Source organism: Syntrophales bacterium, assembly GCA_026417625.1.
In the GTDB taxonomy this organism is placed as follows: Bacteria; Desulfobacterota; Syntrophia; order Syntrophales; family UBA8958; genus JAOACW01.
In genome coordinates, this window is the sequence record JAOACW010000011.1 from 23,580 (window position 1) to 45,658 (window position 22,079).

Genomic DNA, 22,079 nt, shown 5'->3' on the forward strand with positions numbered 1-22,079 from the left:
AGTCACTCCCCCTGAGTCAATTCTTCGCATGTATAATCTCCGCAATTCTAATCAGATCTCTACCCACATCATCAAGGCCAGAAGAGGGTGCGTCTTGTGCGTCCGGTAGATGAACATTGTTAACTATTATTACCAAGGCCAAATTGCGTCCCTTCACAGTGGTTATATATCCTGCCACACCCTTGGATTTAATCAAACTGGTGTTATTTAGAACGTCGAATGACTTCAAAGTTCCCGTTTTACCGATTAACTTACCATATATGGGACTCTCTTTGCCAACAACGCTCTGTAACGTGCCATCAACACCTAGGACAGATAAACACTCTTTAAACGCCTTTGTCTCCCTATGGGCATTCATAAAAACGAGCAGTTTAACCACACTCTCTGGGGTTAGAAGATTGGCTGGAGAAATGCCAGAACAATCGCCAAAGGAAACAGCCATCGCGTCAATACGGGCCATCAACAATACATCTGTCAACCTCCGTATCCCCTCTTCGAAAGTTCTCTTACCATCTTCTAACGCAAGCAACATGGGAATCATATCCGCACCTGGATTATGACTGTACTTAATGATCACCTTGAGATACTCCCTAAGCGGAGGAGATTCATATTCCACAAGCACCTCTTTCTTTCTAGAGAACTTCTTCCTTTTACTCCTTTCACCCACCTCTTGTAGTTGAACCTTTATTCCCTCCTCAGTCAAAGCTCTCTTAAAAAAAATCGGCAAATACCGGCTAGGCTCCTTAGTATTTCCTTCAAAAGACGAAGGAGATATAGTGTAAAGAAACACTCCGGGTCGTAAAAGACTATAAATACTCCTCCGCTCGAACACTCGATCATCCACGAGTACGTTGCCCACAATTCTGTTAATCCCCTTACTCTTTAAAGAAAGAACAATAGTTTTAAGACCACTTGGTAGCGACAGACCTTCCCCATGGTTACTGCCAAACATTTTTTTCCAACCATTTAAAAACACATCTCCTCTCGGTACAATTATAAGATTTCCGTGAAATGTCCCCCTTCTGTCCAAAAACCCATCACCAAGAACGGTGGTTTTTACTCTATAATCTCCACCGAGGTGCTCTAATGCAGCCGCCGCAGTGAACAACTTAGTTATCGAAGCGGGATGGAAAAACTCTCCAGCATTCAAGGAATATAGAATTTCGTTCGTTTCGATATCCACTACGTGGATCCCCCATTTCGCATACCTATAAATAGGTTTACCCAAAACAACGAGAACTTCTCCAGGGAGAATCTTCTCGTTTGCTCCAAAGAGGCAAGACGGCAAAAACAAAACAACTGTAATGAAAAAGGCAGCTATCCTCATAACAAAATGATGCATGGCTTCCTCAGCAATGGGATAACTTGACGAGTAGAGTTTTTTAACCTATAACACAAACCATGTCCATCACTATTAAAAGAAAACCCCCGATTGTGGGTGTTATGGGCGGTTCCGACATCAAAGGAAACCTTCTACAAGAAGCGTATCTCCTGGGGGAGGGTATTGCAAAAAGAGGATATGTACTCCTCACCGGTGGTGGACCTGGCGTTATGAGGGCTGCCTCTGAGGGTGCTTGGAGAGCGGGTGGTCTCGTTATTGCGATTTTACCCAACGACAGGACACATCCCATGCGGGGATATCCAAACGAATTCGTAGACATACCCATTTACACAGGTCTTATGGACGCCCGCAACGTCATAAACGTAAAAACTCCCCACGTGGTAGTGATTATGCCGGGAGGACCAGGAACCTTCTCAGAATTGGCTCTCGCTTTGAAAGCCGGAACGCCTGTTGTAGGCTTACATATTTCTCCTCCTGATTTTATAAAGGGAAACCTATATTACACACATGTCAAGAGCGTGGAGGAAGCTCTGGTGTCAGTGGACAAACTGTTGACGACATCTAAAATAGAGGATTATCCGCCGCCGTTCGTGGGATAAGCACTTATTAGAAATATCGGGGGGATACATGCCCATTTACGAGTTTTTATGCACGCAATGCAACACAATCTTTAACTTCTTTTCCAAACGGGTGAACACGGATAAAATACCTATGTGCCCAAAATGTAAAAATGTCGCACTGAAGCGGCAAGTGTCGTTATTCGCCAAAATATCGAGGATCAGTAAAGAAAGCGAAGACGTTCCAGACACACCACCAATTGATGAGGAACGTATGGAAAAAGCTATTGAAGCAATTGCGAGTGAGGTAGAACATGTTGACGATGAAGATCCAAGGCGAGCGGCCAGCCTGATGAGAAAACTCTCCGAAGCAGCGGGGATGCGTTTCGGTCCCGCCATGGAAGAAGCTATAAGGCGTTTAGAGTTGGGTGAAGACCCAGAAAAGATTGAAGAAGAAATGGGTTCCCTTTTGGAAGAAGAGGAACCCCTCCTATTCACAACCCAATCACCAAAGCTGGGGAAGAGACAGAAAAAACCAAAGGTTGATGAAACAATATATGAACTCTGATCATTACAAAAAACTTATAGGATCCACATCTGCCTTAACGCTAACACCAGAACGCACTTTAATGGCCAGAAGATTCTTAGCTAAAAGATGCAGGTCTTCAGAATTACCTTTAAGCAGCATATGCCAGCGATACCGACCCCTTAGCTTAAAAATAGGTGCTTCTGCTGGACCAATAATCTCTAAAGTCTGATTGAAGTTACAAGTATCAGCAAGTTTACGTGCTTCTTCTCCAATACGTTTCGCTTCGACAGCACCTTTCTCCACGTGGGGACATGTAATCCAGATCTGGATTAACCTCGAAAATGGTGGAAAATTAAGGGATTCTCTAATAGCAATTTCGTCCTCAAAAAATCTTGAAAAATCACGGTGTTTGATCCACTTAACCGTGTAATGCTCGGGATTAAACGTCTGAATTACGACACGTGCAGGTTCTGCTTCTCTGCCTACCATACCGACAACTTGGCCCAACAGCTGAAATGTTCTCTCTGAGGCGCGAAAATCAGGTAGGTTTAAAGCTGTATCTGCAGAAACAACTCCTACAAGAACAACTCCAGAAAAATCATGCTCCTTTACAACCATCTGAGTACCAATCAATATATCTATCTCTCCCCTCTCCAATGATAAAAGAATCTTGTCATATACAGCCCTGCGGGTTACCGTATCACGATCCATCCTGACAATACGACTGTGGGGAAAGTGCCTGCGCATAATAGCCTCCAGCAGCTCCGTTCCATAACCGTAACTCACTACCGGTCCACCACTACAATAGGGGCAACGCAACGTATCCTTCATAGAAAAACTACAGTAGTGACACTTCAGCGCATCATTGTCAGCATGAAAAGTTAAAGTTGAAGAACAACTATTACAGCGCAACGCCTCATTACACATCCTGCAGATCTTCACCGTGTGAAAACCACGCCGATTGAGAAGGAGCAATACTTGCTTTCCTCTGTTGAGAACATCCCGTATAGCCTGAAAAAGAAAGTTGGATATAATCAGTGGTTCCTCCTCCTTCATCTTTTTTCTTTCCCGCCTCATGTCCACTATGGTAATTTCCGGTAACGGATGATTATCCTCACGAGGCGGGAGGAAAAAATATCCATGTTCACCTTTTATCATCTGAAAATAGGACTCCACCGACGGAGTTGCTGAACTCAGCACAACCACAGCGTTCGCCAATCGTGCCCTCTGGATAGCAAGATCCCGGGCATTGTAACAAAGCTTCGCGTCCTGTTTATACGATTCATCATGTTCTTCTTCTACAATCAACAGCCGTAACCCTCTCACCGGCGCAAAAAGAGCTGACCTGGTTCCAAGTACGAATCTTACCTCTCCATTGCGGAGGAGGCTCCACATACTTGCCCTCTTGCCACGGGATACACCACTGTGAAACAATGCAATAGGTTCATCTGGGAAACAACCTTTGATGCGCTTCAATAAATAAGGTGTGAAACCAATCTCGGGCACAAGATATATAATTCCACCTCCGTTCTTTAACACCTCACGAACAAGCTGAATATGTAACTCAGTTTTTCCGCTTCCTATGGACCCGTGAAGAAGAAAAGAGCAGAATTTCCTCGAACAAATCCCTTCACAGATCTCCTTGAAAGCTCTTTGCTGATGATCATTAAGTTTCACATCAGCGTAAGTAAAAGCCTCAATCTTAGTAGTATTTGAACAACTCGTCCCAGTGGGCGCACCCCTTACCCTCCTATTACTGGGTATAATTTCTGCGAACACCTTACCTAAGGGGTAAAGGTAATAATCGGCAATCCAGCTGTAAAAAGACAGCTCCTCCTCATCAAACCAAGTCTCATCACCGATTACAGTCAGAATCTCCCTTGGGGCTGGAAATTCACACACATCATCAATGGACACAACATAACCCTGTAATTGACGAGGACCGAAGGGTACAAGAACTTTACTGCCTACTTTAATCTTTTCTTTTAAATAGGGGGGGACAATATAGACAAAAGTCTTATCTGTGGGAATGTTCAGGGCCACATGGGCAAATTTCACATCAGTGTTCCCTGAGCCAGAAGAATATCCCACTTATTCTCCCATTAATTTTTCCATCTTCTCCTGTTTAGTTTTACAATCAATACACAAAGTGGTTACTGGCCTTGCAAGAAGACGCTTCTCTGAAATCTCTCCTCCACACATCTCGCAAATTCCATAAGTCCCGTTATCGATCCGCTGTAACGCTTCCCTCATTTTAGCAATCAGCTTTCTCTCCCGATCACGTATCCTCAATTCGAAATTTCGATCCGACTCTAAAGAGGCACGGTCATTAGGATCCGGAAAATTTTCCTTCGCACTAGTCATTTCCGAAACAGTCTTCTCCGCTTCACTGAGGAGTTTATTTATTTCCTGAGTAAGCATGTATCGGAAAAATTCCAAACGCTCTGGCTTAAGAGGCATACCACTCACCTAAATTTTTTTGGAAGTGTGTTCTTACATAACGAAGGGAAAAAAGTAAAGAAAAATATAATTAGGACTGATACTATCTGTAACGGGTAACAATTTGACTTATAAGATCAGAAGTAGACCTTCCCTCTACATAAGTGAGAGCTACAACTCTTCCCCCTCGGGACCTCACAAAATCACCTCCCACTATCGTATCTTCGCTCCAATCCCCACCTTTTACTAGAACATCGGGTTCGATGAACCTTATTAACTCTTCTGGCGTGGGCTCGTTAAAAAAAGTTACAAAATCCACCATTTCCAGCGCCGCTACAATTTCCATTCTTTCCGAGAGGGGTATTATCGGCCTTTTATCCCCTTTTAAACAACGTACGGAAACATCACTGTTTAAAGCCACCACGAGAACATCACCCTGTTTCTTTGCCTCCTTCAAGTAGCGTATGTGCCCTACATGGAGTAGGTCAAAACATCCATTTGTAAAAACAACTTTCTTTCCCTCCTGCCGGATAATATCCAACCGTCTCTTCAATTCATCCCAAGCAAAGATCTTGTTCATCTTCATCTCACGACACCACCCGTGCCAAAGTAAGGGCTCCAACCTTCCGAACACCATGTGCTTTTAACACTTTCGCACACTCCTCAAGGGTGCTACCCGTTGTATAAACATCATCGATGAGAAGTACTTTAGATCCGCAAATCCTACTACCATCCAGGACCTCAAAAACCCCCTTTACGTTCTGTCTTCGTGCTTTTCGATCCAAGGACGTTTGTGGTTCACCGTGTCTCCTTCTAACGAGAACCTCAAAATCGAGGGGAATTCCAAACCGGTCAGCCACGGCACGAGCAAGAATCACAGCCTGGTTAAACCCTCTCCGGTATAGACGCCACCTGTGTAGTGGAACAGGTATGATAACTTCATATTCTTCAATAGAAAAATGCGGATACGTGTTTGTCGCCAACCACTCTCCCAAAACACTTCCAAGTATCGTATTGCCCCTGTATTTAAAATCATGGATGAGCTTGAGAAACGTACCCTCATACCTGCATAGAGAACGAACCTCATCAACAGTGTGTACCTTAGATACGCACTGGCTACACAGGTGGTCTACGGTTATTGAAGACTCAAAGGGAAGGCCACAGCGCAAACAAATGGGCGAACCTATGATTTTTATACTGCGGATACAATTTATGCAAAAAGGTTGGTCAATGTCAGAACTCATCTGCGCTCCACAGGAAAAACACCGCCTCGGATAAACAACTTCAATAATAGCCGCTACAGATTTTCTGATATTTTCTATAACGATAGACGGGATCAATGAACCACTTTTAATCCTGATAAAGTTTTTAATTCCACAGTATCATCATCAAGAGTAACCTTAGGTACATCTATCCACAATCTTTCGATATCATAGAACTCCCTTACGGGGTCCAGGAAGATATGAATTATAATATCTTCATAATCCATCAAAATCCATCGCCCATGCTGTTCTCCTTCCACGCCGAGGGGAGTCATACCATATCGTTCAAGATCCTCCCGGATCCACGAAGCGATGGCCTTTACCTGCCTGTCAGAGGATCCACTGCATATTATGATAAAATCTGCAAAAGAAGAATAACCCTGGACATCCAAAACCGTAAGCCGTCTGGCCTTGCGCTTTAGCGCAGAATTGACACACCGTAATACTCTTTCCTGCAATCCTTCCTCCACTTTTTTGCTTACCATCGACATTCTAATAGTATATGCAAAAAATTGTGTCAACCAACATAAAAAGCTTGACTTTTTACCTAAAAAAGTCTTTAGTGCACTTGTTATGTCATTAAGTAAAATGATTAGCCACTCCTCACTCATCAATTTGGGAGTGGCAAATTTACTAAAAAGAAAGGAAGTAAGGATGACAGAAGGAAGAGTTAAGTGGTTCAGTGAGCAGAAAGGTTTTGGTTTCATTGAGAAAGATGGAGGTGGTGACGTATTTGTACACTACACTGCCATTCAAGGAAGTGGCTTCCGCACACTAACTGAAGGGCAAAGGGTACGTTTTGAAATTACTCAAGGGAAAAAAGGTCCCGCCGCTATAAACGTAAAACCCCTGTAAGCTCTCCATACCGGATAAACGGCGACTATCTTCTGCCGTTTATCCGGTACCTAATCCAACTATCCCCTTTCTAACTAATAAGCTCATTCTCCTTTCAAAATTCATCGTTGTTTTGAACACGGGCATGTGGTAGATATACCACCCATGGATGCCATCCCACGCAATGTTCAGATCCATGTGCCCTTCACATACCTTCTAGAACACCATAAGAGTTTAATTCTGGAAAAAAAGATAAATCCCGAAATATACTTCAATGCCCAAATGCTCGATAGTTATAATCGCAGTGAACTGGAGTTCATCGGAAGCCTTGTAAAAAAATTCGATCTTTCAGTCACCATCCATGCCCCTTATATGGACCTCAGACCGGGCGCACTCGATCCGAAGATAAGACAGATATCCATCGAAAGAATAGTACAGGTCATTAAACTAATTCCGGTATTCCATCCTCGGACAATCGTATGTCATCCTTCCTTTGATCCGCGGTACTACTCATCTACGGAAGACCTCTGGGTCGAAAACAGTCTTTCAACATGGTCGTACCTTATATCATTGATCAACGACACAGAAACCGTAATATGTTTGGAGAATGTTTATGAAACACACCCAAGGCCTCTACGGCGTGTACTGGAGATCTGTTCATCTCCCCGATTGCGTTTCTGTTTTGACACTGGACACTTCAACTGCTTTTCAAAAGTACCCTTGGAGTCATGGATAGAAGATCTAGCCCCCTACATGGAGGAAATTCATCTCCACGACAACTTGGGTGAAACGGACCAACATCTACCGATAGGTGAAGGCACCTTTCCGTTTGAGTACATGCTCACCCTTTTGAAGAAAAAAAACATTAAACCAATACTCACCCTGGAAGCCCACAGTGAAAGCACCCTTAACAAGTTTCTCAACAACCTTCGAAAATTTACTCTGCCATAGATCTTTAGGATGATAGCGTACATCTTTAAAAGACTGCTATTCATGATACCCCTCCTGTTGGGGATCACCGTCATATGTTTTGTAGTAATGCATCTTGCCCCAGGTTCTCCAACTGATCTGGAAACGCAGATGAACCCCCGAGTTACTGCTGAAATGAGAGATAGACTAAGGGCACTCTATGATTTAGACAAACCACTACATGTGCAGTACTGGTTATGGCTGAAAAAAGCAGCGGTATTAGACTTCGGCCGCTCTTTTGCGCCAGACCGCAGACCTGTAAAAGAAAAAATCATGGAGCGCCTACCTATCACCATAACATTAAATATCCTCTCAATGATACTCATCGTTGTTGTAGCTATTCCGGTGGGTGTTCTTGGTGCAGTTTACCAAAACTCACTGTTCGATAGAATAACGACCGTTTTAGTATTTATAGGTTTTGCTATGCCCACATTCTGGCTAGCCCTTCTAATGATGATACTCTTCGGCATTCATCTAGGGTGGTTACCCATCTCGGGTATACGATCACTCAACTGGGAATACCTCCCTCCGGGAAAAGCTATACTGGATCTTTTGCAACACCTCATTATGCCAGTTCTCCTATCTGCCTTCGGTGGATTAGCCGGACTTTCAAGGTTCATGCGATCAAGCATGCTAGAAGTTATAAACCAGGACTATATTCTAACGGCTAGAGCAAAAGGGTTGAGTGAAAAGACGGTGATCTTTAAACACGCCCTGAGAAACGCGTTGCTCCCCATAATTACTATTCTTGGTCTTTCCATTCCTGGCCTCATCGGTGGGAGCGTTATCTTCGAAACCATATTCTCCATACCCGGAATGGGACAGCTTTTCTACACAGCTGTGATGGCTCGGGATTACCCCACAGTTATGGGTATTCTCTTCATAGGTGCTCTATTGACACTGATTGGAAACCTCATTGCTGATGTGTCATACGCCATCGCCGATCCCAGGGTAAGGGTCTCATAACACCTCGCCATGTTTAGGGAATTCTGGAATAGATTCAAGAGAAATACTCTCGCAGTAACGGGGATTTTGATCATTGGGGTTATCTTTTCCATCTCATTGCTTGCCCCTCTCATAGCTCCTTACGACCCCACATTCATAGATCTGGATAACGTATTAAAGGAACCATCTGCTACACATTGGTTTGGAACGGATCAACTGGGAAGAGATGTGTTTTCCCGCATGGTTCACGGAGCAAGTGTATCTATAAAGGTAGGTTTCATTGCCACTGGCATATCCCTTGTTATCGGCACAATACTGGGTGCACTTGCTGGTTACTATGGACGATGGGTAGATGCCTTAATTATGCGATTTGTAGACATCATGTTGTGTTTTCCCACTTTCTTTCTCATTCTCGCCGTAATCGCCTTTCTAGAACCTTCCATCTGGAATATAATGGTTGTTATAGGTGCAACTAACTGGATGAATATCACAAGGCTTGTTCGTGCTGATTTTCTATCCCTCAAAGAACGAGAGTTCGTTCAAGCAGCACGTGCCATGGGTGCCAGCGATTTCCGTATCATCTTTCTCCACATTTTACCCAACTCTATGTCATCTATTCTTGTAGCAGCAAACCTTGGCATAGCTGGATCTATACTTACAGAATCAGCACTTAGCTTCCTTGGTATAGGTGTCCAGCCTCCAACACCAAGCTGGGGTAACATACTCACGGCTGGCAAAGAATACATAGATATTGCGTGGTGGCTTTCCCTTTTCCCGGGTCTGGCAATTCTCATCACTGTCCTTGGCTTCAATCTTATAGGTGAAGGCATCAGAGACGCCCTTGATCCCCGCTTGCGCTACAAATAAAAAGGACCCCCTTTCTAAACGGGAGGTCCTTCCAAAAGCCCAAAATGGAAAGCTGACTTTACTTCTTCTCTTCAGCCTTCTTCTCTTCAGCCTTCTTTGCCTTCTTTGCCTTCTTTGCCTTCTTTACTTCCTTCTTTTCCTTCTCCTTCGCTTGAGCCTTCTCTTCTGCCTTTGCAGGCTCAGCGGGCTTTGCGGGCTGCGCTTGCTGAGCAAAGGCTAGACCGCTCAGAGAGAGCGCGAAAAGAACGGATACGAGAATGGAGAGCAGCTTCTTCATCTATTTGTCACCTCCTTTCTTTTTTTTCTACTATGTATGCGAAAGGTATGCCATCAAATTAACGCACACAATCCAGTCAATATCAAGAAACTACGTAGTCTTTGCCAACCATACACAGTCATTAAGTATAACATTTGGGGAGTTATTCCCCTTATCATGAGGAATTATTCCCTCTCATTGAGTGTTTTTCCGAAACTTATGAATAATTTTGTCCCTGTAAATATAAGCAACAAACACCATAAAAGCACTTACCAAGAGTAAAACACTTAGCGAACCGTAGCGATTCTGATATGCCAACCCGCCGCTAATAGATAGCATGCCCGTACCAAATAGTCTCCCTAGCGTTGAAACCAGAAGGAAGCTTCCCACTTTCATGTGACTTAGACCCAGGAGATAACAAAGTGTATCCTTAGGAAAGCCTGGGATAAGAAAAAGTATAAAGGTTATCAAGAGCCCCTGATGCTCAATGAAGTAGTCATACTTTTTCAATACCGATGGAGAAACCATCCTCTCTACGAAGGGAAGGCCCAACCATCGCGCCAAAAAAAAGGCGAGCAATGAACCCAACGTGAGACCCACCGTTGAATATATAAGACCCAGGAAAGGTCCGTAAAGATACCCCCCTATAAATCCAGTTACTTCTCCTGGGATGGGAGCAAAGATCACCTGCAGCACTTGAAGACCTATAAAAATGATAACAGAAAAAGCTCCAAAGGACTTCAAAAAGTGGGTAAGCTTTTTCCGATCCGTCAGTATGATGTGTAGTTCACACTTATAAACGAACCATCCACCAATAATAACAATCGTGGCAATTATTAGTATTCTTAGTATTAAAGATTTCGACATACAAAAAATACAACTTTGATTTATTTTAATCTAATAGTCTAAATTTCTGTTTCTTATCAAGATAAAAAACCAAGCTCCCATTAGAATGTATATTGACACATGATTTATACGTAAATATACGTAAATAATGACTACATACAAAAATCTCCACAGTGAAAGGGGGTTTAGATATATGGGTATCAAGGAAACTTTCGCGAAGCAAGAACTGGACAAACGTATGATTCAACGCAAATTACTCTTAGGGGAGTTAAAAGAGGAAGATCTCAAAGAGTACCTCGCTATCCTTCCCGATCTTTCAGAATATGCAGAAGAAATAGAATTAGAGGAACCATGATAGACAGTCACATTCACCTGGAAATGGAAGAATTCAACAAAGATCGTGCCGAAGTTATCAAACGGGCAGAACATGCCGGGGTTGAGGCAATGATAACAGTGGGTACCACTGTTGAGGATTGTTACAAAGCTGTAGAAATAGCTAACTCTTTTAAATGTGTGTACGCAGCTGTAGGCATCCATCCCCATGAAACGAAGGAAATAAACGATAATACATATGAAAGCTTGCGTAAACTATGTAAGAATAAAAAAGTCGTTGCATTTGGAGAAATAGGACTGGATTTCTTTCGCGATCTCTCACCGAGACATATACAGACATGGAGGTTTCGCGAACAACTGGAACTGGCCTCTGAACTTGATTTGCCTGTGATCATCCACGACCGCGAAGCCCACTCACAGGTACTGGAAATACTTAGAAAATGGAATGGAAAGCGGGGTGGTGTTATACACTGCTTTTCCGGAAACTTGAGAATGGCGGAAGAATTCATAAATCTTGGCTTTTACATCTCCATTGCGGGACCTGTTACCTACGCAAAGAAAGAGAAATTAAGAGAAGTGGTTCGCTCTGTACCTCTCGAGAGAATTCTAATCGAAACTGATGCTCCCTATCTACCTCCGCAGCCATTCAGAGGGAAAAGAAACGAACCAGCCTATATAGGTCACACAGCACGGAAAATAGCGGAAATCAAAGAAGTACCTTTAGAAGAGGTAGACCGGATAACGAGTATCAACGCTCGCCTTCTCTTCTGTCTCCCTCCGCATAATTGACGAAGATGAATAAAAAAGAAAAGAAAAAAATCGCGTGCATCATCGCAGGTGGAGCTCTTACAGACCTACACTTCGTGCTTAGCTGCATCCAGCAGCTGAACCCCTCAGTAATTATATGCGCTGATGGGGGAGTCAAACATGCCTTCAGAATGGGTATAAAACCCCACTTAGCGGTGGGAGATCTGGATTCTATCGATGAGGCAACAATGCGTGACTTGGTAGAATGCAACTGCAAAATTATAAAACACCCTGAAAAAAAAGACGAAGCTGATTCAATGTTAGCCCTGGAAGAGGCGATAAAACTTACACCACATGAAATTGTAATATTTGGAGCAACTGGCTATAGAATAGATCACACTTTGGCCAATTTATCTCTTCTTTTGAAAGGCAACAAAGCAGGTATAACTGTAAGAATTATAGATGAGTGGTGTGAAATATTTCTTGTCGATGATAAATACACACTAAAAGGCCAAGTGGGACAAACAGTTTCAATCCTTCCATTCCCCGGAAGAGCTACAGGAATTACCCTTCAAGGATTCGAATATCCTCTAAAGAACGCTAAAATGTATCCTTTAAAACCATACGGTATAAGCAACCGTCTTATCCGTGAAAAAGCAACGATAAAAGTTGAAAAAGGAAAACTGCTGGTCATTAGGTTCCACAGACCCGGAAGATTTCCCGGAGGTGAAAATAGTGAATGTTAAAAGAGTTTTAACAATAGCAGGTTCAGATTCCGGAGGAGGAGCGGGAATCCAGGCAGATATAAAAACAATAACCCTTCTGGGGGGCTTCGCAATGAGTGTGATAACAGCTGTAACTGCTCAGAACACCTGTGGAGTAAAAGCAATTTATGAGATTCCCCCAGAGATCATCAAACTCCAACTAGATGCAGTGCTTGAAGACATAGGTGCGGATGCCGTCAAAACCGGCATGCTTTTTTCCTCTTCCACAGTTCACGCTGTCGCTGAAGGGATGCGTCGCCATAAGGTGGATCTCCTAATTGTTGACCCTGTGATGGTAGCCAAGGGAGGTGTCCATCTACTATTAGAAGACGCTGCCCAAACACTCATCCGAGAGCTCATACCCCTTGCGTTCGTAATAACTCCCAACATTCCTGAAGCGGAGTACATTTCCGGAATTATGATCGAGACACCTTCTGACATGAAGCATGCGGCTGCAATCATTCACAAAATGGGGGCAAGAAATGTGGTGATAAAAGGGGGACACCTTTCGCAGGGAGCAGTGGACATTCTGTACGATGGACTTAACTACTACGAGTTTCCCTTTGAACGGATACCTGGTGAAATCCACGGGACAGGATGCACATACTCCGCTGCTCTTGCCACAGCCCTTGCCAATGGCTCACCTATAACGGAGGCCGTCGCCCGAGCAAGCCGATTCATTGCGCTCAATATAAACAATACTTTGGACATTGGTACTGGGCACAAACCTATGGATCACTTTTCATTCTTGAGAAAACACATGGAGAATACATTTTTACAAAACAAATTGAGGTAGAAATCATGGCTCAAAATATTTTATGGCTTTTTACCCTACTCACCATACTTTTCGTAGGTCTTCTTATACTAAAGAAGGAAATCTCCCTAGAAAGTGTCTTGCTTGTGGGCATCACAATTGGACTCGCTGTTACTTTCACCGTTTCCTACATCAAAGGGAAAATTCAGCGACGCAAAGACGAATCGCTTGGTACTGAAGAAAATGATGGAAGCTCGTAAAAAAAAATTAAAGCTGAATAAATTTCATTCTCCTTCCCTCGAGAAAGCTACATACATAGTGCAGCGCTTGCGCTCAGCTGGATACGAGGCAAGTTTCGTTGGCGGTTGTGTCCGAGATTTTGTTATGGGCGTTATACCGGAGGACTACGATATAGTTACATCCGCTAAACCAGAGAAAATCCAAAAGATTTTCAATCACACCGTAGCGGTGGGAGCAGCATTTGGTGTGGTGGTAGTGATCATTGACGACAAAAAGTTTGAGGTGGCAACGTACAGAGAGGAAAAAGAATACAAAAACGGAAGACACCCATCAAAGGTGAATTTTGCAGATGTTATGGAGGACGTTAAACGGAGAGATTTTACCATAAACGGCCTGCTAATGGATCCCGTTACAGGGGAAATAACCGATCTCGTCGGAGGTATGGAAGACATAGAGAAACGCCTGATCAGAACTATAGGTAAACCTGAGGAAAGGTTTCAAGAAGATCATTTGAGAATGCTACGTGCAATACGCTTTGCAGCTCAACTGAACTTTACTATAGAAGAGTCCACACTTCTCGCTATTAACTCTCTCGCTTATATGATAAACAGAATAAGTGCGGAGAGAATCAGAGAAGAGCTTACCAAAATTGTCTCCCAAAAAGGCGCAGATAAAGGATTGGAATTACTCTTTTCTACTGGTCTTCTTGAGGAAATCCTACCAGAGGTAGCTGCCCTACGTGGTGTGGAACAGCCACCCACATATCACCCTGAAGGTGACGTCTGGACCCACACACTACGTATATTCGAGATCCTCCCTGATATTAAAGGAACCTCTTGGGAACCCGTTTTGGCATGGGCAGCGCTCCTCCACGATACTGGAAAACGGGTCACCAAAACAGAAGACGAAAATGGGATCCATTTTTACGGTCATGTCAAAGCTAGTGAAAATATAGCTGCCAGCATAATGAAACGCCTCAGATTCTCCAACACTGACACAGAGAAAGTAATCTCCCTCATCCATAATCACATGCGCTTTCTGCATGTTCGCGAAATGAAACTATCAACTCTCAAACGATTTCTCAGAATGCCCGATTTTTCTCTTCACCTCACACTCCATCTTCTCGATTGCCTTGCAAGTCATGGCATCCTGGAAAATTACGACTACTGCAGAAGAAAATTGGAGGAACTACCCCCAGAGAAACTCAAACCTAATCCTCTTTTAACAGGCCACGACCTGATTGCCTTGGGATTCACACCAGGTCCTCTATTCGGGAAGATTCTCAAAGAAGTAGAGGATGCCCAGCTGAATGGACAAATTGTAACCAAAGAGGAAGCAAAAGAATACGTTTTGAAGAACTGGGGATCCACAGTAGGATTCAATGATAAAAAGTGAAGAAAATTTTTTGGTGAAAGCTAATCAGAAAACAAACCTTTCCTTAGTTTTCCTGCTATTCTCTCATGGAGGAACCGGGCAGCTACGTTGTTACCCCCCAGTCCAACAAGAACACTTACCTCGGTTAAATCTCTGTCTGTGTACACAACTTTAAATACAGCCTTCTCATCGTGTAATACGCCTGTAATTTGACCTACTCCGATTTTCTTTTCCCTTTCAACGTTTGAGAAATTCATTTCCTTTACTAATTCCTCCACCGCACTCCACACCATTTCAAAAGGATATCTATATATGTTGACTACATAACCCTCCCCATAAACGAATTTTCCAGACTGAAAACTAACGGATTTACTCCCAAGGACAATCCCACCCTCACACGCGACAAACACAATATAAATCCCTACAAAAATACTCAAATAAATAATCCTTTTCATATTTACCCCCATATCATGGAACAAATACACGAAACAAAACCGCAAGCAAATTTCCCACTATAGTAATAGCAGTAATAACAACAAGGATTATACCTATTACACGATGCCAAAATGATTCCGGAACTTTACCTTCATGTCCTAGTAGTGCGCTCATAATCACTCCAGATATAAGCCCTCCTACGTGGGCCCAGTTGTTAATCCCCGGCATCAAAAGACCAAGAAGCACAAGACCAACCACCCATCCCATAGCCTGCCTGTATATAAATTCACCCCAAATATCACCTCTGCTCTTACCGTAGTAGAGAATAGCCCCTATCAAACCACATATAGAAGCAGATGCACCTATTGTAAACTTAACACCGGCAATGAGAGAAAGGAAAAAACCCCCTATACCAGAAATTAAATAGATAGTAATAAATCTGTAAAAACCGTATTCTCTTTCAACGAAGGGTCCCATATGGTAGAGAGCTATCATGTTAAATAGAATGTGCAAAAAACCACCGTGGAGGAAACAAGCTGTAATTAGGGTCCACCATCGACCAAAGTAGATAATAGGAATTGTGCCCGTTGCCCCCAAAAGAAAAAGGGATCCATCTGAGGGAGAGAGAAAGCTAAACGGTGTGAAAACATTGTGCACATTCTCGGGCACAATGAGAAGAGAAATAACGAACATAAACACATTTATAAGAACGAGAGACCGTACAGGATTCCAAAGCGAGGGATCAAAGCGACGAAAACGGGATCGCCATCGAGGATTTCTTAATCCACAATAAGGACATTCTGATTCATCAAAGGCTATCAGGCGACCACAGTTGGGACATAGTAAAGAATAGCGTCTATACATCTTGCGACTACATATCAGTATTCATAACCCATGTAAAGGTGATAAACAAAATAAGTTTGATCATTCTGAGATCAATATAATAATATGCATGTTTTTGGAGTTTACATATCCATAGATAGAAAATGGGGTACTTGCAACATTTACTTACAGTAGCTGTGGGTGTTACTCTATTCCTGTACGGGATGGCGAACCTAAGTGCCGGTATTCAGCGCCTCTTTACAACTAAGATAAGAAAAATAATTCTATACGCCGTCAAACGACCAATTTTAGGTTTGTTGACGGGAATTGGAGCAACACTTTTTTTCCAGAGTAGTTCGGCAACGACAACCATTACCGTTGGCATGGTTGGTGCCGGTCTTATAAGTTTATATCACGCCCTCGCCATACTTCTCGGAGCCGATATTGGATCTACCATGATCATCCAACTCATAACATGGAAAGTAACTGACATTGCACCGATAATTGTCCTCAGCGGAGGCACTATTTTCTTTCTAACGGAGAATCGCTGGCGAAAAACTGGAGAAATGATATTTCATTTTGGACTGATCTTTTTTGGGCTTGCTCTTGTGGGTAAAGCAACAGAACCACTCCGGCACTCCCCGATGATAGTTGAAACACTCACAGGAGCACCTAACCCCTGGCTGGGATTCATTCTAGGTCTTATCATCGCCGCTTTGGTTCACGCCTCAGCCGTTCCAATAGGTGTCGCTGTAATCCTTGCCCAACAGAGCCTCATAAGCATTGAAATGGCGCTTCCCATAGTGTTTGGAGCGAATGTAGGAACAACGATTACGGCAATCATGGCCGGTTTTGTGTCCGGCAGGGAGGGACAAAAAGTAGCCATGGCCCATTTTCTTTTTAAATCAGTGGGTGCAGTCGTATCAATCCTTGCAATGGTTCCCTTAATTTCAACACTCAAGCACCTTACAAACAGCGTTCCTCAGCAGATCACCTTGGGACATTTTTTCTTTAATGCGATAATCGTTCTCATTTTCTTCCCTGCACTTTCCGGTGTTTCCCAAGTAATCGAACGAATCTTACCAAAAAAAGAGGAAACCATTTCCATCTGGCCTGAGTACCTAAGTGAAGAAGCACTTGACAACAGCGAAGCCGCACTCGATGGTGTAAGAAAAGAACTCATCAGAGAGATAACACTTACAGAAGAGATGTATCACACAGCCGTATCACTTCGGAAAGAGTTAAAGCGGGAAAAAGTATACAAAATAATGTATTTAGAATCGGTAGTTAATGAACTAAGAGACGAAATAGTGGAGTATCTCAGAACACTGGCCTGCCGCGTACCCGCTTTAACCCAGTCGCGAATGTTATTCGCTTACACGGCTACCGCTGATGACATAGAGCGGATGGCCAATCATATAGTGGTTATCGCCCGTATCGCTGAACTCAAAGCTAAAAGGAAAATACCTTTCAGCACATACGCAGAAGGAGATCTGGAAGTAATAGAAACCCTTGTGGGTGAAAATATAGCAGCCGCTCGTCAACTAATCGAAAGGGAAAATATGGACATTGTTCATGCCTTAACAAGCCGGGAAGACAAAATAGATCTTCTCGTTAAAGAGGCACGTGACAGACATCTCATACGTTTCCACAAGAGAATCTGCCAACCAGAGGCAGGACCCCTTTTTGTGGAAATGTTAATTCGACTCGAAAGGATCTCTGACCATTGTCAAAACATAGCCGAACAGTCACAGGAAATTTTTTGAATAATTCACTTATGGTTCAATCAAACACGTACTTCCCTGGAGCATCCCAACGTGCTCTGTATTTTCCCTTTTCCAGTCCCAGAGGTGGTGGGGGTACAAGCTCTGGAGATGAATTCCGAACCAGCCATTCTTGCCAGGGGATCCACCACGAACCCCTGAATTCCGGTGCCTCTTCAAACCATGTGTCAGGATCGACGTACTTCTCCCCTCTCTTTCGTGTAGCCAATCTATAAGTCCTCTTAACTTTTGTCGGTTCGCTTATGATACCTGCATTATGGCCTCCTGTTGTAAGAACAAAAGTGGTCTCCACAGGGTCGGCATAAAGGTTGAATTTATAAACGGACCGCCAAGGGGCTACATGGTCTTGGACTGTTGCCACTATGAACACAGGCACACAGATGTCCCGCAGAGCTATCTCTCTGCCCTCAACCTGATATCTCCCTTCGGCAAGGTCATTGTTTAAAAATAGCTGACGCAGATACTGACTATGCATACGATAAGGCATGCGTGTACTATCGGCGTTCCATGCCATAAGATCAGTCATCGGCGCACGTTCTCCCATTAAGTATTCCCTTACCATCCGAGACCATATAAGATCATTGGAACGCAACACTTGAAAGGCACCTGCCATTTGTTTAGCATCCAGGTAACCCTGGTCCCACATGATATCCTCAAGGAAATTCACCTGATTTTCGTCTATGAATAGCATCAGTTCTCCCGCCTCTGTGAAATCCGTCTGAGCAGCCAAAAGGGTCATTGTTTTCAAACGATGATCATCATCCCGGGCCATTGTGGCCGCAGTAATGACCAGTATCGTTCCTCCCAGACAGTAACCCACAGTATGGATCTGTCTCCCCGGCACAATATTAGAAATCGCTTCAATAGCCTCCATAACACCGAGCTTTCTATAATCATCCAACTCTGTCTGTCTGTAATCAGGCGTAGGATTTTTCCAGGAAATCATAAATACGGTATGTCCTTTGTCGACCAAGTATTTAACGAGAGAATTGTGGGGGGAAAGATCGAGGATGTAATACTTCATAATCCAAGCAGGTACAAAGAGTATAGGTTCTGCGTATACCTTCTCAGTGGAGGGGCTGTACTGAATAAGTTCCATTAAACGGTTGTAGTAAACAACTTTACCCGGGGTAACAGCTACATTCTTCCCCACTTGAAAATTCTCCACACCTGCTGGCCCAAGACCAGCCAGACGTCTCACTTGATCCTCAATTAAATTCTGTAATCCTTTAAGAAGATTTGCCCCTCCTTGCTCAAATGTGGTCTTCAACACAACCGGGTTAGTGAATAAACAGTTTGATGGAGAGAATAAATCTAAAATTTGCCTGCCCAGAAAGTGCAAAACATTCTGGTGATGCTCAGAGACACCTGGGGTGTCCGTGGTTGCACTTCTCCAGAGATCTTCAAAAAGCAAGAAGTATTTATACATAAAGTTGAACGGCCATTGCTGCCAGTCTGGCTCTCTGAAACGGGGATCAAGATCGGAAGGAACAGGGGCAGGTCGGTTATAAATTATTTCCTGCAAGCTTTCCCCAATGAGCTTTACAAGTTTGTTTGTAAACTCCTCGAGTAACAGGTACTGCTTCCCTGGGGAATTGGCCAAATTGACCACCCAATCTAGGTAAGCCAGGGTAACCGCAACAGGTGAAATGCTAAAGGTAAATTTCGCCTGACGGGAATGAACAAACCGATCAACGCTTGCCATACCCTTGAAACGATAGTCTGTCATTGATTTTCTCCTTGAAAATTTTTAACATTAAAATGCCAGATTGGATTAATAAAATCAACTCTAAATAAGAAATTACAACCTTTGTTGATACTTGACAAGGTTACTAACTGTTGATAATATTTTTGCAGATGGGCGGGTAGCTCAGGTGGGAGAGCGCCACGCTTACAACGTGGAAGTCACAGGTTCGAGTCCTGTTCCGCCTATCAACTTGAAAATTCTGGAAACCATCTTAGCGTGTACGTAAGTCCATGCTGAAAGGTGGTTTTTCCCAAGGTTGGATATAGGAAAACCTGAACTTAAAGTAGTTTACACTCACGGGGTCGTAGTTAAGTTGGTTATAACGCCGGCCTGTCACGCCGGAGGGCGAGGGTTCAAGTCCCTTCGGCCCCGCCAGTATTCAATAGGGGGTTAGCCAGAGGGTTGACCCCCTTTTAATCCACCGATGAAGTACGAAGGACTGATAATAAGACCCCCCAGTGAAGCCAAAAGCCTCCTGCTGCAAGTCACTGTTGGATGTTCCCATAACAGGTGTACCTTTTGCGGTAGCTACAAAGGTAAAAAATTCCGCATAAAGTCATTGGAGGAAATTGAGGAAGATATAATTGAAGCCAAACAATTCAGAGGTATTAAAAGGGTTTTTCTCTGCGACGGTGATGCCCTTATAATCCCCCAAAAGAAACTCATCAATATATTAGAATCCATCAGGAAACATATACCTCAAGTCGAGCGGGTGGGTACATACGCTAATGCCAAAAGCATATTGAGAAAAACGGTTGACGAACTCAGATACTTAAAGGATCTAGGACTCGGCATTGTTTATTTGGGAGTAGAAACGGGCAGTGAAGAAATACTCTCAAGGATAAACAAAGGAGTTTCGTACAATCAGATGGTGGAGGCAGCACTGAGAGTGAAAGAAGCAGGCATGACATTATCTGTTACGATAATACTTGGCCTGGGTGGTCTGAAAGGGAGTCAGGATCACGCCCTAAAGACAGCTCGAATACTGACGGAAATAGATCCCCATTACGTGGGAGCTCTTACCCTGATGCTGATTCCCGGAACACCCCTGTATGAAGATTACCAAAGTGGTACATTTGAACCACTCAATCACTTCGGTTTCATTAAAGAATTGGGTGTTATCATAGCTAACAGTCAGTTCACAAATTGTCTCTTTACTTCCAATCACGCGTCCAATTATCTACCGATAAGGGCAAATCTCCCTCAGGAGAAGGAGAAAGTCTTAGACTTAATATCTTACGTTTTGAAAACACGTGACCCAAGAATGCTAAGACCTGAGTTTATGAGGGCACTATGATAAGGATGGGTTGAAATGCTCAAGTCATTCATTTCATTCATTAAAGATGCAATATGGGGTCGGGACTCCCAAAGATTGGAAAAAGAAATACGTTCCATCATCGATGAAGGTGAAGAAAAGGGATACATCGATCCAGAATCGGGCGAAATGATAGAAAGCATCCTCGAGTTCAGAGATACTGTGGTACGAGAAGTTATGGTGCCAAGAACACAAATAGTGGCAATCCCCGTCAACGCTACCATATACGAAATATTGGACTTGGTTCTGAAGCACGGTCATACAAGAATGCCTGTATACGAGAAAAGCATAGATAACATCATCGGCGTTTTAAACGTGAAAGATCTTCTTAAGTTCTGGTCAAAACCCATAACTGAAGATGATCTCCGAACGTGTCTCAGGAAACCATATTTTATTCCTGAAACAAAAAACGTTCATGCCCTTCTGCGCGATTTAAAAAAGATGAAATATCACATGGCGATCGTTATAGACGAATACGGTGGAACAGCAGGTCTTGTAACTCTGGAAGATCTGCTGGAGGAAATAGTTGGGGATATTCGGGATGAACACGATACTGAAGAAGCGGAAATAATAGATTTAGAGGATGGATCAAGCCTCGTTAACGGTCATGTCGAGATTGAAAAAATTGAAGAACATTTTGGTGTACAATTCGCCGATGGAAAATTCGAAACTCTGGGAGGATTGATTCTCAGCGCTACGGGTCGCATACCCGTACAAGGAGAAACAATTAGTATAGATCCGTTTGAGATGACAATCGAATCTGCAGATGAAAGAAGTATCAAAAAAGTCCGCATAAGAAAAGCTACCGATGACAAATCGAGACAGTTTCCCCTTGTAAGCTCTCCACCCATATGACGTCGCTGTACATAATCACCCATATTAAAGCTAAAAGTCTACCCTGGATACTTGCTCTAATTA

At 43.3% G+C, this 22,079-nt stretch carries 26 protein-coding genes and 2 tRNA genes; 17 read left to right on the plus strand and 11 right to left on the minus strand.

The window, feature by feature from the left end; translation table 11 throughout:
- Positions 1-16: 16 nt before the first annotated feature.
- A complete protein-coding gene (locus N2317_07490; GenBank protein ID MCX7817336.1) occupies positions 17-1,342 on the minus strand; it encodes a D-alanyl-D-alanine carboxypeptidase in 1,326 nt (441 codons plus the stop codon).
- A 59-nt stretch (positions 1,343-1,401) separates the two neighbouring features.
- Between N2317_07490 and N2317_07495 the strand changes: the two genes are divergently transcribed.
- Both N2317_07495 and N2317_07500 read left to right on the plus strand, forming a co-directional pair.
- Complete coding sequence (locus N2317_07495) at positions 1,402-1,941, plus strand: LOG family protein (protein MCX7817337.1); 540 nt, start codon at positions 1,402-1,404, stop codon at positions 1,939-1,941.
- Between the two features lie 28 nt (positions 1,942-1,969).
- Positions 1,970-2,467, plus strand: a complete 498-nt coding sequence (locus N2317_07500) for a zinc ribbon domain-containing protein (protein MCX7817338.1) — start codon at positions 1,970-1,972, stop codon at positions 2,465-2,467.
- A 3-nt stretch (positions 2,468-2,470) separates the two neighbouring features.
- Here the strand turns inward: N2317_07500 and priA are convergent, their stop codons facing one another.
- From priA to rsfS, 5 genes are all read right to left on the minus strand, one after another.
- Positions 2,471-4,519, minus strand: coding sequence for a primosomal protein N' (gene priA, locus N2317_07505; GenBank protein MCX7817339.1), 2,049 nt, complete (start codon positions 4,517-4,519; stop codon positions 2,471-2,473).
- Positions 4,520-4,888, minus strand: coding sequence for an RNA polymerase-binding protein DksA (dksA, locus tag N2317_07510; protein MCX7817340.1), 369 nt, complete (start codon positions 4,886-4,888; stop codon positions 4,520-4,522).
- A gap of 82 nt (positions 4,889-4,970) precedes the next feature.
- Positions 4,971-5,453, minus strand: a complete 483-nt coding sequence (rfaE2, locus tag N2317_07515; protein MCX7817341.1) for a D-glycero-beta-D-manno-heptose 1-phosphate adenylyltransferase — start codon at positions 5,451-5,453, stop codon at positions 4,971-4,973.
- Position 5,454: 1 nt separating this feature from the next.
- Entirely contained in the window at positions 5,455-6,207 is a 753-nt protein-coding gene (locus tag N2317_07520) for a ComF family protein (GenBank protein MCX7817342.1), read from the minus strand.
- On the minus strand, positions 6,204-6,614 hold the full coding sequence (rsfS, locus tag N2317_07525) for a ribosome silencing factor (GenBank protein MCX7817343.1): 411 nt from the start codon (positions 6,612-6,614) through the stop codon (positions 6,204-6,206). The genes N2317_07520 and rsfS overlap by 4 nt, the downstream gene beginning before the upstream one ends.
- A gap of 169 nt (positions 6,615-6,783) precedes the next feature.
- Here rsfS and N2317_07530 point away from each other — a divergent pair, with 169 nt between their 5' ends.
- The 4 genes from N2317_07530 (at position 6,784) to N2317_07545 (ending at position 9,744) form a co-directional block, all read left to right on the plus strand.
- Complete coding sequence (locus N2317_07530) at positions 6,784-6,984, plus strand: cold-shock protein (GenBank protein MCX7817344.1); 201 nt, start codon at positions 6,784-6,786, stop codon at positions 6,982-6,984.
- Positions 6,985-7,128: 144 nt separating this feature from the next.
- A complete protein-coding gene (locus N2317_07535; GenBank protein MCX7817345.1) occupies positions 7,129-7,914 on the plus strand; it encodes a sugar phosphate isomerase/epimerase in 786 nt (261 codons plus the stop codon).
- A gap of 9 nt (positions 7,915-7,923) precedes the next feature.
- Entirely contained in the window at positions 7,924-8,898 is a 975-nt protein-coding gene (locus N2317_07540; GenBank protein MCX7817346.1) for an ABC transporter permease, read from the plus strand.
- Positions 8,899-8,907: 9 nt separating this feature from the next.
- Positions 8,908-9,744 carry an ABC transporter permease gene (locus N2317_07545; protein ID MCX7817347.1) on the plus strand — a complete coding sequence of 279 codons (837 nt, stop codon included), beginning with the start codon at positions 8,908-8,910 and terminating at the stop codon, positions 9,742-9,744.
- A gap of 58 nt (positions 9,745-9,802) precedes the next feature.
- Here N2317_07545 and N2317_07550 read toward each other — a convergent pair whose 3' ends face one another.
- Both N2317_07550 and N2317_07555 read right to left on the minus strand, forming a co-directional pair.
- Positions 9,803-10,021, minus strand: a complete 219-nt coding sequence (locus tag N2317_07550) for a hypothetical protein (protein MCX7817348.1) — start codon at positions 10,019-10,021, stop codon at positions 9,803-9,805.
- A gap of 174 nt (positions 10,022-10,195) precedes the next feature.
- The gene (locus N2317_07555; GenBank protein ID MCX7817349.1) at positions 10,196-10,867 is read right to left on the minus strand and encodes a TVP38/TMEM64 family protein; all 672 of its coding nucleotides are present in this window, start codon (positions 10,865-10,867) and stop codon (positions 10,196-10,198) included.
- Between the two features lie 172 nt (positions 10,868-11,039).
- On the opposite strand from N2317_07555, the gene N2317_07560 reads away from it, so the two are divergent.
- From N2317_07560 to N2317_07585, 6 genes are read left to right on the plus strand one after another with little or no spacing between them, the layout of a single operon-like run.
- The gene (locus tag N2317_07560; protein MCX7817350.1) at positions 11,040-11,201 is read left to right on the plus strand and encodes a hypothetical protein; all 162 of its coding nucleotides are present in this window, start codon (positions 11,040-11,042) and stop codon (positions 11,199-11,201) included.
- On the plus strand, positions 11,198-11,968 hold the full coding sequence (locus N2317_07565) for a TatD family hydrolase (protein MCX7817351.1): 771 nt from the start codon (positions 11,198-11,200) through the stop codon (positions 11,966-11,968). Before N2317_07560 ends, N2317_07565 begins: the two co-directional genes overlap by 4 nt.
- A gap of 5 nt (positions 11,969-11,973) precedes the next feature.
- On the plus strand, positions 11,974-12,672 hold the full coding sequence (locus N2317_07570) for a thiamine diphosphokinase (GenBank protein ID MCX7817352.1): 699 nt from the start codon (positions 11,974-11,976) through the stop codon (positions 12,670-12,672).
- Complete coding sequence (thiD, locus tag N2317_07575) at positions 12,662-13,486, plus strand: bifunctional hydroxymethylpyrimidine kinase/phosphomethylpyrimidine kinase (protein MCX7817353.1); 825 nt, start codon at positions 12,662-12,664, stop codon at positions 13,484-13,486. Before N2317_07570 ends, thiD begins: the two co-directional genes overlap by 11 nt.
- Before the next feature lie 5 nt (positions 13,487-13,491).
- Positions 13,492-13,704 carry a hypothetical protein gene (locus N2317_07580; GenBank protein ID MCX7817354.1) on the plus strand — a complete coding sequence of 71 codons (213 nt, stop codon included), beginning with the start codon at positions 13,492-13,494 and terminating at the stop codon, positions 13,702-13,704.
- A complete protein-coding gene (locus N2317_07585) occupies positions 13,691-15,079 on the plus strand; it encodes a CCA tRNA nucleotidyltransferase (GenBank protein MCX7817355.1) in 1,389 nt (462 codons plus the stop codon). Before N2317_07580 ends, N2317_07585 begins: the two co-directional genes overlap by 14 nt.
- Before the next feature lie 20 nt (positions 15,080-15,099).
- Here N2317_07585 and N2317_07590 read toward each other — a convergent pair whose 3' ends face one another.
- Positions 15,100-15,513 (minus strand): DUF3568 domain-containing protein, encoded by a 414-nt coding sequence (locus tag N2317_07590; protein ID MCX7817356.1) that lies wholly within the window; start codon positions 15,511-15,513, stop codon positions 15,100-15,102.
- A gap of 13 nt (positions 15,514-15,526) precedes the next feature.
- Positions 15,527-16,357 (minus strand): rhomboid family intramembrane serine protease, encoded by an 831-nt coding sequence (locus N2317_07595; protein ID MCX7817357.1) that lies wholly within the window; start codon positions 16,355-16,357, stop codon positions 15,527-15,529.
- A gap of 122 nt (positions 16,358-16,479) precedes the next feature.
- Between N2317_07595 and N2317_07600 the strand changes: the two genes are divergently transcribed.
- Positions 16,480-18,081 carry a Na/Pi cotransporter family protein gene (locus N2317_07600; GenBank protein MCX7817358.1) on the plus strand — a complete coding sequence of 534 codons (1,602 nt, stop codon included), beginning with the start codon at positions 16,480-16,482 and terminating at the stop codon, positions 18,079-18,081.
- Positions 18,082-18,097: 16 nt separating this feature from the next.
- Here N2317_07600 and N2317_07605 read toward each other — a convergent pair whose 3' ends face one another.
- Positions 18,098-19,828, minus strand: coding sequence for an alpha/beta fold hydrolase (locus tag N2317_07605; protein MCX7817359.1), 1,731 nt, complete (start codon positions 19,826-19,828; stop codon positions 18,098-18,100).
- Between the two features lie 130 nt (positions 19,829-19,958).
- Between N2317_07605 and N2317_07610 the strand changes: the two genes are divergently transcribed.
- The 4 genes from N2317_07610 to N2317_07625 all read left to right on the plus strand — a co-directional run bounded on the left by N2317_07610 (position 19,959) and on the right by N2317_07625 (position 22,016).
- Positions 19,959-20,031 (plus strand) — tRNA-Val (locus N2317_07610).
- 113 nt (positions 20,032-20,144) lie between these two features.
- Positions 20,145-20,221 (plus strand) — tRNA-Asp (locus N2317_07615).
- A 49-nt stretch (positions 20,222-20,270) separates the two neighbouring features.
- Positions 20,271-21,143, plus strand: coding sequence for a radical SAM protein (locus N2317_07620; protein ID MCX7817360.1), 873 nt, complete (start codon positions 20,271-20,273; stop codon positions 21,141-21,143).
- 15 nt (positions 21,144-21,158) lie between these two features.
- Positions 21,159-22,016: a hemolysin family protein gene (locus N2317_07625; protein ID MCX7817361.1), complete on the plus strand. Its 858-nt coding sequence runs from the start codon at positions 21,159-21,161 to the stop codon at positions 22,014-22,016.
- The last annotated feature ends 63 nt before the right edge of the window (positions 22,017-22,079 follow it).